This window comes from Burkholderia sp. Ac-20349, assembly GCF_017104865.1.
GTDB lineage: Bacteria > Pseudomonadota > Gammaproteobacteria > Burkholderiales > Burkholderiaceae > Burkholderia > Burkholderia aenigmatica.
Window position 1 is genome coordinate 1 of record NZ_JAAGPM010000060.1, and the last position, 11,680, is coordinate 11,680.

9 protein-coding genes and 2 tRNA genes are annotated in these 11,680 nt (G+C 67.2%); 1 reads left to right on the forward strand and 10 read right to left on the reverse strand.

Going from position 1 to position 11,680, the window contains the following annotated elements; genetic code table 11:
- Both G3N61_RS20245 and G3N61_RS20250 read right to left on the reverse strand, forming a co-directional pair.
- Positions 1–2,316 (reverse strand): TOMM system kinase/cyclase fusion protein (locus G3N61_RS20245; RefSeq protein WP_205823417.1); only part of this gene is annotated, 2,316 nt, incomplete at its 3' end.
- Positions 2,313–3,314 (reverse strand): FHA domain-containing protein, encoded by a 1,002-nt coding sequence (locus tag G3N61_RS20250; RefSeq protein ID WP_043179519.1) that lies wholly within the window; start codon positions 3,312–3,314, stop codon positions 2,313–2,315. The genes G3N61_RS20250 and G3N61_RS20245, both read right to left, overlap by 4 nt.
- A 214-nt stretch (positions 3,315–3,528) precedes the next feature.
- Here G3N61_RS20250 and G3N61_RS20255 point away from each other — a divergent pair, with 214 nt between their 5' ends.
- Complete coding sequence (locus G3N61_RS20255; RefSeq protein ID WP_205823418.1) at positions 3,529–3,723, forward strand: hypothetical protein; 195 nt, start codon at positions 3,529–3,531, stop codon at positions 3,721–3,723.
- A 479-nt stretch (positions 3,724–4,202) separates the two neighbouring features.
- Here the strand turns inward: G3N61_RS20255 and G3N61_RS20260 are convergent.
- The 8 genes from G3N61_RS20260 to fdxH all read right to left on the reverse strand — a co-directional run bounded on the left by G3N61_RS20260 (position 4,203) and on the right by fdxH (position 11,677).
- A tRNA-Sec gene (locus tag G3N61_RS20260) sits at positions 4,203–4,299 on the reverse strand.
- A 108-nt stretch (positions 4,300–4,407) separates the two neighbouring features.
- On the reverse strand, positions 4,408–5,163 hold the full coding sequence (locus G3N61_RS20265; RefSeq protein ID WP_205823419.1) for a Fic family protein: 756 nt from the start codon (positions 5,161–5,163) through the stop codon (positions 4,408–4,410).
- Positions 5,164–5,219: 56 nt separating this feature from the next.
- A tRNA-Sec gene (locus tag G3N61_RS20270) sits at positions 5,220–5,315 on the reverse strand.
- Between the two features lie 32 nt (positions 5,316–5,347).
- Entirely contained in the window at positions 5,348–7,273 is a 1,926-nt protein-coding gene (gene selB, locus G3N61_RS20275) for a selenocysteine-specific translation elongation factor (protein ID WP_205823420.1), read from the reverse strand.
- Complete coding sequence (selA, locus tag G3N61_RS20280) at positions 7,270–8,709, reverse strand: L-seryl-tRNA(Sec) selenium transferase (RefSeq protein WP_205823421.1); 1,440 nt, start codon at positions 8,707–8,709, stop codon at positions 7,270–7,272. The genes selB and selA overlap by 4 nt, the downstream gene beginning before the upstream one ends.
- Before the next feature lie 75 nt (positions 8,710–8,784).
- A complete protein-coding gene (fdhE, locus tag G3N61_RS20285) occupies positions 8,785–9,720 on the reverse strand; it encodes a formate dehydrogenase accessory protein FdhE (RefSeq protein ID WP_179258823.1) in 936 nt (311 codons plus the stop codon).
- A gap of 419 nt (positions 9,721–10,139) precedes the next feature.
- Positions 10,140–10,766: a formate dehydrogenase subunit gamma gene (locus G3N61_RS20290; RefSeq protein WP_039370262.1), complete on the reverse strand. Its 627-nt coding sequence runs from the start codon at positions 10,764–10,766 to the stop codon at positions 10,140–10,142.
- Complete coding sequence (gene fdxH / locus G3N61_RS20295) at positions 10,763–11,677, reverse strand: formate dehydrogenase subunit beta (RefSeq protein ID WP_043177545.1); 915 nt, start codon at positions 11,675–11,677, stop codon at positions 10,763–10,765. The genes G3N61_RS20290 and fdxH overlap by 4 nt, the downstream gene beginning before the upstream one ends.
- Positions 11,678–11,680: the final 3 nt, after the last annotated feature.

The window sequence follows — 11,680 nt, forward strand, 5'->3', positions numbered from 1 at the left end:
CGGCAGGCGGCGCAGCACCAGGCGTTCGGTCGCGCCGCGCCAGCGCTCCAGCCTGGCGGGGCGCGACGTGAACACGACGGCGAGCGCCGCGGCGCGCGGCGAACGCTGCAGGTGCGCAAGAAAATCCTCGGTCGAGCGGTCGAGCCACTGGACGTCCTCGACGACGAGCAACACCGGCGCACCGTTGCCGAGCGACACGATCAGCTGCTCGAGGACGTCGAACAGCGCGTGCTGTTCGCGCGCGCTCGACCACAGGAACCCCTGTACATCGCAGGGCACCCCCAGCCAGGTCGCGAGCGCGGCGCGGGCCGCCGCATGATCGCATTCGAGCGGCGCGATCATCGCGTCGATCGCCGCGAGCGCGCCGCCGGCCTGGCTGTCGGCATCGATATGCCAGTGCGCGCCAATGAACCTCAGGATCGGAAACAGCGCATGATTCTCGCGCTCGGGCAGGCACCCGCAATGGGCGAACGCGTGGCCCTGGCCCCGCACGGCCTCGCACAGCTCGTGCACGAGGCGCGACTTGCCGATGCCGGCGTCGCCGACGACCAGCCGCGGCACGCCGTGCAGTGCCGGCTCGCCGCGCATCGCGCGGCGATACCGTGCGAGCGTCTCCTGCCATGCGCGCAACAGCGCGTCGAGTTCGCGCGCACGTCCGACCATCGGCGCCCGCATGCCGCTGTCGAGCGCATCGAACGGCGTATCGGCGCGCCGTTCGCCGAGCAATTCGTGAACCGGCTGCGGCACGAGGCCGGCGCGCGTCAACCGCATCGCGGTCGGCCGATGGTCCGCATGCCGTTCGAGCGCGAGCCGCGCATCGTCGCTGATCAGGATCTGCCCGGGGCCGGCCAGCCTCAGCAATCGCGACGCCGCGGCGGGCGTCGAGACGCCCGACATGTGCGACGCGTGCGCGAGCACCTGCCCGACGTGAATCGCGGCGGCCACTTCGACGCGCCAGCCTTCGCCGCCGCCGATGCCGCCGGCAGTCATCGGCACCGGCAGCCGCGCGCGCTCGGCCACCCGTACCATGTCGAGCGCCGCGCGCGCCGCGCGGCGCTCGGGCCGGTCGATGTCGCCCTGCAAGCCGAAGTGGAACAACAGCGTGTCGCCGAGCCGTCCGCCGGCGTGCGCGCCATAGCCGACGGCGATGTCGGCGCACTTCGTCAGCCATTGCTCCTCGTAACCGTCGAGCAAATCGCCGTGATCGGGCCCCGCATGGCGTTGCCTGCCCTCCCCGGCGATCGTCACGCAGCAGCACAGCGTGGTGACCTGCCGGTACTCGTCGGCCGCTTCGATCGTCTCGCTGCGCGGTGCGAACGGGTGCTGATGCACCCGCGCGCTTGCCCGGCTGGCCTCGAACCGGCCGACGAGCGCCGCGAAGTTGAGCGCGCGGAACTGCGCCGCGAGTTCGTCGGCCGACGCGGCGCGTTGCTCCGGATTCTTGTTCAGCGCGCGCCGCAATACCGAACCGAGCGGATGCGACGCGATCGAAGGCGGGAGCGCGACATCCACCGGACTGAGCTGCTGATAGAGAATGTCGGCCACGCTTGCACCGTGCATCACGACGTCGCCCGTCAGGCATTCGATCACGACCAGGCCCCACGCATACAGGTCGCTGCGCGGCGTGGGCGACTCGTTGCGCAATTGCTCCGGCGCGCAATACGACGGGGAGCCGAGCACCTCGGTTTCCAGCGTCGCGGTCTGGCGCGCGATGTCTTGCGTGCCGGGCAACAGCGCGCCGATGCCGAAATCGAGGAGCTTCGCGTGCGGGCCGTCATCGGCCATCGCGATCACGATGTTCTGCGGCTTCAGATCCCGATGCACGATGCCGCACCGATGCGCGGCCGCGAGCGCGTCGAGCACCTCCGTCATCAGCCGCCCCGTATCGACCGCCGACAGCGGCCCTTCCGCCGCGAGCCGGTCGCGCAGGGTCCGGCCCTGCACCAGCTCGAATACCGCGAACAGCCGCCCGTCCGGCGCTTCCCCCTGGTCCAGCAGCGCCACGATGTTCGGGTGCCGCAGCGCTTCGCACAGGCTCGTCTCGCGCCGAAAGCGCGCACGCTGGCGCGCGCGCTCCGCCGCCGTCCGCCCGGCGTCGTCGCGCATCAGCTTGATCGCGACCGCTTGCCCCGTTTCGCCGCAGGTCGCGCGAAACACTACGCCGTTGCCGCCTTCGCCGAGCAGCGCGCCGAGCCGGTAATGCCACTTGCCGGCAAGCGCCGCGAAAGGCGCGGCGGGCTGCCACGATTCAGGCATTCCCGGCACGACGGGGGCGCGGGACACGGTCGGCATCACGGCCGGCTCGTCCGCGTTCACGAGTAATGGACGACCTGGCCCGGCACCGGACGATGCGCGCCGATCCGCAGCTCGACGCCCGGCACCGACTGGCATTCGAGATGCTCGCCGCGCATCACGCGGAACGGCCAATCGCCGAAGCGGACGCTGCCGCGCCGGCGCTCGACGAGCTGGCTCGCGTCGAGCCCCGGCAGCGCCGCGAACTGGCTCCGGGCGCGGTGGATCTGCACGTTGACATGGGATGGATCGATGCCGAGCATGTGCGCCAGCCGCTCGAGGTCGATCCAGCCCTGCGAGGCGGCGTCGTAACCGGCCTGCATGTCGGCCGAGCGTGCGCGCGCGAGCGTGACGAGGCTGTAGTGATGGGCCCGCTCGCCGAGGTCGACCACGCCGCCGCGAACGTGCAGCAGCATGCGCACGTGCTCTTCGTTACGGCTGACGAAGAATTCGAGCAGTTGCGCCGGCGCGACCGGGTCGGCGGGCACGGCAAGCATCATCGTCGAGCCTCTGCTCACGAGCGCCACGCGCCACGTGAAGTCGCCGGTCGACACTTCGTCGCCGTCGTGGAGCGTGCGAGGCGGAAGCGCGTCGTCGCACAGCCATTCGCCGGCCGCCGACCGGACGATCGTGACCGGCCGTGCGGCGCGGGCCGGCAGGATCTGGCTCGGCGCGAGCACGATCGGCGGCGCCGCGCCTCGTATCGGCCACAGCGTATCGGCCGGATCGTCGAGCGCATCGACATGCCAGGGTGCGAGACCGGCCCGGCCGAACCGGATCACGTCGCCGGGTTGCAACACCGCATGCTCGCCGTCGCGCAACGGAACGCCCGAAACCAACGTGCCGTTGCTGCTGTGATCGTGGAGTTCCCACTGCCCGCCGCTCCAGCGGATATGGGCATGGACGCGGGACACCGACGCATCCCGGATGACCGTGTCGCAGCGCGCGGCATCGCGACCGAACACGTGATATGCGCGAAGCAGGCACGCTTCTCCGGAAGAACCGTTCTTGAGTATCGCCATGACCGCCCCGCGTCGGATTCGCCCGGATCGATGCAGTGACGCATCGACACTGCCGGGCAAGCGATTGATTCACCAATTGCGAACAATGTCGCCTGTTCGCCGCCTCGCCACCTGTTTTTGTCATCCGTCTTTCAAACCGTTGCTCTTCCGGAAGCGTGTCATTTCGGTTAATTGAATTGTCGACCGCTTTGTTGTTTTTGAACCAAGCAACCAGATGAAAATCCTGCCAAATAAAGTCACGCACAGCAACTGGAATAATCAGCCCACGATTTCGGTTTGTAATCGCCTTACATTTTCGACAGATTTCGAGGGAAAAATCCAGGTGGTCGAAAATCTCGCTGCACGCGGTGCATCGGGGTTCACGCGCCGCCAGACTGCCGTCCAGCCGGATGATGCATCGGATTTGTAAAGCCGATGTCACAAAACATTCCCAATCGAAATACGCTCAGCAATCAGATTGATAATTTCTGGAAATCACACAATCGCGCCAGCGTTTTAATCGCCACGTTAATTCACTTATTCATTTATTCAGGCATTCCGATTCGGCGCGCGGATCATCGATCAAGTTGATGTAAACCGGAAAATTTCTGCAATGCACAATCAAGCCCCCTTTATTATGTAATCGCTGAAATCCTGCTGTCCGAACCAGACCCACGGCAGTTCACGCCGCCCTTTTACTTCGGAATACGAATTTGAAGAATTTCGCACCTGCTACTCGGGAGGGAAGGATGTCCCTGTCACGACCGGCGGCATCGCGCCGTGTCGAAAAGGATCGACGGAGGAATTGACTTCGACATGGCAGGTCGCGTGCTGGCGCACGAATCGACCACGTCGGCCGAGCGATACGCGGCACACCACCCGGAGCGCACACATCGCGGAAAACTGCTGTGGCGGAAGGCAGCCGGAGTCGAACCGACCCGGGAGTGTCTGACACCCCCAACCGGGTTTGAAGCCCGGCCGTACCACCGGATACGACTACCGTTCCCGGAGAAAGGAACAGCAGGCGGACGTTTGTTGCCGGCGTCCCGGCCACCGGCCGAGGCAGGACGCCCCAGCGATCAGGCTGCCTTGACTAGCGTTCCGGATGCCGTCCTTACTTGCGCAATCCAAGCACACCGAGGTAGGCATCGAGCGAGCGCTGAACAGACTCGGCCACCAGACGCGTAATGCCGCTGTAATCACCAGTCGTGCACGCGTCGTCCAGCGTATCGTAGTAAGTCAGCCGATCTTCCTTGCGAATGACCGCAGGCGGATAGCCAGATTTCATCAGTTCGAAATTCAGCAGCAACCGCCCCGTTCTACCATTGCCGTCGACAAACGGATGGATCTTCACGAACCGCGTATGCAGTTGGGCGGCCCGTGCCACGGGGTGCATTGTTCCTGCGTGCGTATCCCAATCGATGAGCGCGGCCATTTCAGCTGGCAAATGCAGGAAATCCGGTGGCGTCGTGCTGGCGCCTGCGATCACGACGTTCTCCCGGCGATATCTGCCAGCCTCACCGTCGTCGATCCCCTTCAATACCAGCCCGTGAATATTCCGGATCTGCCACTCGGACAGCGTCTCCTGCTTGCCGACGATTTCTTCGACATAGAGAATCGCGTCGCGATGATTGGTGGCCTCGAAATGCTCGCGCAGCGACTTTCCGCCGACCGTAATGCCTTCGAGCACAACCTTCGTTTCCCGCAAGGTCAGCGTATTGCCTTCGATCGCGTTCGAATGATACGTCCACTCCAGCATCAGCTTTTCGCGCAATGACGCCAGCGTGTGCGGCGGAAGCGGGCGTGCTGCGTCCAGCTTTGCCTTGTCGGCATCGACGGCTTCCAGTAGAAGCGATACGGACGAATCCATGAAATCACCAAAATCGACCAATGCGCGCCATTTTACTCCGCGTCGGGCATGGCAACTGGCGGAAGGCAGCCGGAGTCGAACCGACCCGGGAGTGTCTGACACCCCCAACCGGGTTTGAAGCCCGGCCGTACCACCGGATACGAATGCCTTCCGTGGGGAAAAGAACCAAAGAAACGACGAGCGCCTACGCCTGATTACCCGCCCAACCGCTGTCAGGCCGCAGGAAGTGAAGATCGCGGTGGAAGCGAGTATACCCAACCCGATCGAAGAACTCGAGAATCTGGATCGCGCGCTTGCGGCCGAGCCCCGTCGCGTCACGGAACGTCGCGGCATCGAGCCCGCCGCCGCGCGACGGCGCGAGATGCGCGACCAGTTGCGCAAGCTCCCGCACGACGTCCGCGTGATAGAACAGGTCGCGCACGACCTGGTGCACGTCACCGCGCCGCGCGAGCTTGCGCAGCAAGGTCCGCACCGCATCCTCGGCCGCGCCCGTGTCGCGGGCCAGGTCCCGCACCCACGGCGGATCGAAGCGCCCCGCCTCCAGCCGCGGCAGCAGTTGCTGCGCCAGCGCTTCCTCGCGCGGTTCGAGGCTCACCGAATGCGACGGCAGATGCAGCCACGGCCCGCTTCGCGCGACTTCGCCGCCGGCCACCAGCGCATCGACGCATGCGCGCCACAGCGTATCGCCGGCGAGCGGCGCGGCCATCCGCCGCAGCCGTGCGGCGTCGAGCCCCTGCTCGTCGGGCATGCGCTCGTGATACGCGCGCAGCGTATCGATCGCCCGGGTCTGCAATGCACGCCAGTGCGCATGCGCAATCACCGCACCGTCGTTCGACGCGGCGTCGCGCTGCCCGATCGCCAGCGCGTCGTCCGGCAACGTCAGCGCGTTCGGCGCAAAACCCGTCAGATGCGTGAGCATCGCGCGCGGGATGCCGAGCGGCGCCTGCGCGAGCAGCGCATCGAGACGTCCTTCGTCGAGCCATTCGGCCAGCGCGTCGAGCCACGCGCGGCGCTGGGGCGTACGACGCTTGCGCGCCGGCCCGAACGGGTCGAGCACGCGACCGCCGCCGACCGTGCGCGTCGCCTGCGGATTGCGGACGATGAACCGGTCGCCCGGCAGCGCAAACACCGGCTCATCGAATACCAGTTGCACGCGCATCCGCTGGCCGGCCGCGAGCGTGTCGCCGTCGAGCAGCGCGACATGCGCGACGCGATGCAGCGTGCCGAGATGCACGTGCAGCGGCGCCCAGTGCGTCAGCGTGAGCCCCGCATCCGCGAGCAGCGTCAGTTCGACGTCGAGACGCGGTGACGTCGCGACGAGCCGCGCATCGGCGACGGTGTCGCCACGCTCGACATCGGCCTTGTCGACGCCGGCGAGATTCAGTGCGCAACGCTCGCCCGCGCGGCCGGCCTCGACCGGCCGGTTCTGCGCATGGATGCTGCGCACGCGGGCCGCGCCGCCGCTACGCACGATCGTGAGCGTATCGCCGGTCGCGACACGCCCCGCGAACGCGGTACCCGTCACGACGGTACCCTGCCCCGCGAGCGTAAACACGCGATCGACCGCGAGCCGGAACAGCCCGTCGTCGCGGCGGGCACGCCACGCGATCGCCGCATCGGCCAGGTAACGCTTCAACGCGGCGACGCCCGGGTCGTCCGCGGCGGTCGCGCGCGTTTCGAAGATCGGCACGCCGGCGAGCGTCGAGTCGTTCAGCCACGCGGCGATTTCGTCGCGCACCTCGGCCACGCGCGCGGCGTCGACGCGATCGCACTTCGTCAGCGCAACGGCGCCATGCGTGACGCCGAGCAGTTGCAGGATCGCGAGATGCTCGCGCGTCTGCGGCATCACGCCGTCATCGGCGGCAATCACGAGCAGCGCGAAGTCGATCCCGCACGCGCCGGCCGCCATCGTATGAATCAGCTTCTCGTGGCCCGGCACGTCGATCAGGCCGAGCACGTCGCCGTTGTCGAGCGGCGTATACGCGTAACCGAGTTCGATCGAGATACCGCGCGCCTTCTCTTCCTTCAGGCGATCGGTATCGACGCCCGTCAGCGCACGCGCCAGCGTCGTCTTGCCGTGGTCGATGTGTCCGGCAGTACCGACGATCATGCAGCGGCCCCCGCCAGCGCCACGCATTGCGCGACGAACGCCGCCTCGTCGGCGGCTTCGAGGCAGCGCAGGTCGAGCCGCAGCGCGTTGTCGGCCACGCGGCCGATCACCGGGCGCGGCCATTCGCGCAGCCGTTTCTCGAGTTGCGCCAGCGAACGGCCGCCGCGCTTGCCGTCCGCCGTGCGTACGACGAGGCCGGCGCTCGGCAAGTGGTCGACCGGCAGCGCGCCGCTGCCGATCTGGCTGAACATCGGCTCGACCGTCACGTCGAAACCGCTGCCGAGCGCGGCCTGCAGCGCCGGACGCACGCGTTCGGCGGCCTCGGCGATCTCGCGCTGCGGGCGCGTCAGCAGGCGCAGCGTCGTGAGCCGGTCGCGCAGGAATTCGGGTGACTGGTAGAGGCGCAGCACGGGCTCAAGTGCGGCGAGCGTCAGCTTGCCGACGCGCAGCGCGCGCTTGAGCGGATGTTTCTTGATCTTCGCGATCAGCGCGCGATCGCCGACGATCAGGCCGGCCTGCGGCCCGCCGAGCAGCTTGTCGCCGCTGAACGTGACAACGTTTGCGCCTGCGGCGACGGTTTCCTGCACGGTCGTCTCGTGCGGCAGGCCCCATTGAGACAGGTCGGCGAGCATGCCGCTGCCGAGGTCGACGGCAACCGGCAGCCCGTGCTCGCGCGCGAGCGGCGCGAGTTCGGCGAGCGTCGTTTCCTTCGTGAAGCCGCTGATCGCGTAATTGCTGCAGTGCACCTTCATCAGCATCGCGGTGCGCGGGCCGATCGCGTCCGCGTAGTCGTGCAGATGGGTGCGGTTGGTCGTGCCGACTTCGCGCAGCTTTGCGCCGGCGCGGCTCATGATGTCGGGAATGCGGAATGCGCCGCCGATCTCGACCAGCTCGCCGCGCGACACGACGACTTCCTGCTTCGCCGCCAGCGCCGACAGCGTCAGCAGCACGGCCGCCGCGTTATTGTTGACGACGGTCGCCGCCTCGGCGCCCGTCAGTTCGCACAGCAGATCGTCGATCAGGCTGTCGCGATCGCCGCGGCGGCCCGTGGCGAGGTCGAATTCGAGGTTGACGGGGCACGTGAGCGCGTCGACCACCGCGCGCACCGCGTCGTCGGGCAACAGCGCGCGCCCGAGGTTCGTGTGCAGCACGGTGCCGGTCAGGTTGAACACGACGCGCACCGCACCGGCGCTCTGCGCGGCCAGCGTGCGCGCGACGGCCGCGGCGATGCGCGGCTCGTCGAGCGGCTCGGCCGCCGCCGGATCATGCTGCGCGGCGGCACGCCAGCGTTCGAGCTCGGCGCGCACCGCGTTCAGCACGCGCGTGCGGCCGTAGTCGGCGAGCAGCGGTTGCAGCGGCACCGACGACAGCACACGCTCGACCGACGGTACGCGTGCCAGCACGGCATTCAGTTCATTCAAACCCGGTTCGGTCACGTCGTGGTGGCTCCAGTCTCATGCTTCGCAGTCGGCCGAAGCCGGCGCTCACGCACCGCCTCCGGCCCCGTGTCGTCACTCCGCTTCCCGCGAAACATCCGGCCACAGCAGCGGGTTCGGCGAACTGCGCTGATAACCGGCCTCGTTCATCAGCAGGTCGAGCGTGAGACTCGCGAGATCGTCCGCCAGCGGTTCGAACTCGTAGTCCTTCTCCTGATAGCCGATCTTGCGATAAGTCTTGCACTCGTCGCACGACTCGGCCTTGACGGCTTCGCTGCCGCCTTCGATCCCGTGATACGCGATGCCCTTCGTCGAATCGCAGTGCGAGCACTTCGTGCGCACCATGTGCCACTCGGTCGTGCACAGCCCGCATTGCAGGAAACGGTAGCCCTGGTACTGGCCGCCCACCCGCACGACGCTCGCGACCGGATGCGTGCCGCACACGGGGCACAGCCCCGGCTGGTCGAGATACGGGACGTCGGCCGGCGCAACACGGCTGGCGAGATCGGTCCAGACGACCTGCAGCGCGGCCATCAGGAACGGCGCGGTGGCCGGGTCGACTTCCGCGAAGCGCAGCGCGAGGATCGCGTCGGCCTGCGCGTCGAGTTCGGCGGGCGCCATCAGGCGCAGCCGGTCGAGCAGCTTCGCGAGCGACGGGTTGACGAGCCCGGCGCCGTCGACACGGTCGAGCAGTTCGTACAGCACGGCACGCCAGCGCGGATCGCGCTCGCCGTCGAGCGCCGGCACGAGCGGCATCGAATGCTGCTGCGCACGCGCGATCGCTTCCTTCGACGGCAGCGGCAGTTCGAGCGTTTGCAGCGTCGCGTGCTGCGCATCGGCGACGGTGGCCATCAGCCGCAGGTAGCCGCTGATCGGGTTCAGGTCGGCCAGCTTGCGCAGCCGCGCGGCGCGCGCCGAGAACGCGGTGGCGCGCTCCGGCAAGCGAAAGCGCGGGATGGCCGAATGATCGAGGGTCGAGATCTCGGTCGGTTCGAGGATGCGTTGTGTCACAAAAATGTCTTCCAAGGGGGCTGTTTGCGCATGGAACGCGCATGCGTTGCCACGAGAAGGGCCGCTCGCAAGGCGCGCGACGCCGCGAATACTGACGTATTCGCAAGGAGCGCAACGCAGCGAGCGGCCCTTCTCGTGGCAACCCCAAATTTTAAAATATAGTCCACGGGAATGCCCGAAATCGCCCGCATGGCGGCGTCGCTCGTCGCTTGTTTGGCTCGGCCAAACGGCGCTCCTCACTCCTTGCCTGCGCCCCGTAAGGAAGTCCCCTTGGGGGGCGAGCGATTTCGGGCATTCGCATGCGCGTTCCATGCGCAAACAGCCCCCAAACAAGCGCCGACGCATCGGCGCTTTCGGGCGGTTCCGGCGAAGGATCGGCGCAGCCCGCCGTGATCGGCGAGCCGCCCCGCTCCGGTGCGTTACTTCACGCTTTCACGGAACCACTTCGGGTGATGCTTGCGAGCCCAGCCCAGCGTGACGGTGCCGCGCACCATCGCGCCGATCGAGCCCTTCACCCACAACGCCGCGTAAATGTGCACGATGATGCTCGCGATCAGCACGAAGGCCGCCACGGCATGCACGACAGCGGCCGCGCGGATCACCCCGATCGGGAAGTAGAACGAGAAGTAGCGCCGCCAGATCACGACTCCCGACAGCAGGAGCAGCAGCAGGCACGCCACCAGCGTAAAGAATAGCAGCTTCTGCCCGGCGTTATAGCGCCCGACAGGCGGCAGCTTGTCTTCCTGGTTGGTCAGCACGTCGCCGATCTGCTTGAGCCACTGCCGGTCGTCCGCGTCGAGCGCGTTGTGGTGCCAGAAGCGCACCACCAGGATCGCGAACGACACGAACATCACGAGGCCGACGAACGGATGCAGGATCCGCGTCCACTGGCCGCCGCCGAACAGCGCGGTCAGCCAGAACATCGACGGATGAAACAGCGCGAGCCCGGACAGCGCGAGCAGCACGAACGTGATCGCGGTGATCCAGTGGTTCGTGCGCTCGTTCGCCGAGTAGCGGACGATCAGGTTGGGGTCGTCGTGTTTCATTTCGCGTCCTCCTTGATGCGTCGCGCCTCGTCGCGCGCGGCCGATTCCTCTTCGTCGCTCACCTCGTTCGGGCCGACCCGGACGTAGTGGAAGAACCCGGCGAGCGCCGTCAGCGCAATACCGGCGACCGCGAGCGGCTTCGCGATGCCCTTCCACAGCTTCACCATCGGGCTGATCGACGGGTTGTCGGGCAGCCCGTGGTACAGCGACGGCTTGTCCGCGTGGTGCAGCACGTACATCACGTGCGTGCCGCCGACGCCCTGCGGGTCGTACAGCCCCGCATGCTCGAAGCCGCGCTCCTTGAGGTCCTCGATCCGCTCGGCCGCGTGCTGCTTCATGTCCTCCTTGGTGCCGAACACGATCGCGCCCGTCGGGCAGGTCTTCACGCAGGCCGGTTCCTGGCCGACCGCGACGCGGTCGGAACAGAGCGTGCACTTGTACGCGCGATGATCCTTCTTCGAGATCCGCGGAACGTTGAACGGGCAGCCGGTCACGCAATAGCCGCAACCGATGCAGTTCTCCTCGTGGAAATCGACGATCCCGTTGTTGTACTGCACGATCGCGCCCGGCGACGGACACGCCTTCAGGCAACCCGGATCCTCGCAATGCATGCAGCCGTCCTTGCGGATCAGCCACTCGAGGTCGCCCGCCGGGTTCTCGTATTCGGAGAACCGCATGACCGTCCATGAATGCTCGGTCAGGTCGGCCGGGTTGTCGTACACGCCGACGTTGGTGCCGACCTCGTCGCGCAGGTCGTTCCACTCCATGCATGCCGTCTGGCATGCCTTGCAGCCGATGCACTTCGATACGTCGATCAGCTTCGCGACGCTCCCGGTCACCGGTTCGCGCACCGTGGGCGGTGGCGTCGTGGTGGCCGAGACGCGCTTGATATCCAGCGATTGCAATGCCATCTC

What these genes read in the sequence shown, in the direction of transcription:
- G3N61_RS20250 (WP_043179519.1), bottom strand. Translation starts at nt 3,314, where the DNA reads ATGGCGATACTCAAGAACGGTTCTTCCGGAGAAGCGTGCCTGCTTCGC.
- G3N61_RS20255 (WP_205823418.1), top strand. Translation starts at nt 3,529, where the DNA reads ATGAAAATCCTGCCAAATAAAGTCACGCACAGCAACTGGAATAATCAG.
- G3N61_RS20265 (WP_205823419.1), bottom strand. Translation starts at nt 5,163, where the DNA reads ATGGATTCGTCCGTATCGCTTCTACTGGAAGCCGTCGATGCCGACAAG.
- selB (WP_205823420.1), bottom strand. Translation starts at nt 7,273, where the DNA reads ATGATCGTCGGTACTGCCGGACACATCGACCACGGCAAGACGACGCTG.
- G3N61_RS20290 (WP_039370262.1), bottom strand. Translation starts at nt 10,766, where the DNA reads ATGAAACACGACGACCCCAACCTGATCGTCCGCTACTCGGCGAACGAG.
- fdxH (WP_043177545.1), bottom strand. Translation starts at nt 11,677, where the DNA reads ATGGCATTGCAATCGCTGGATATCAAGCGCGTCTCGGCCACCACGACG.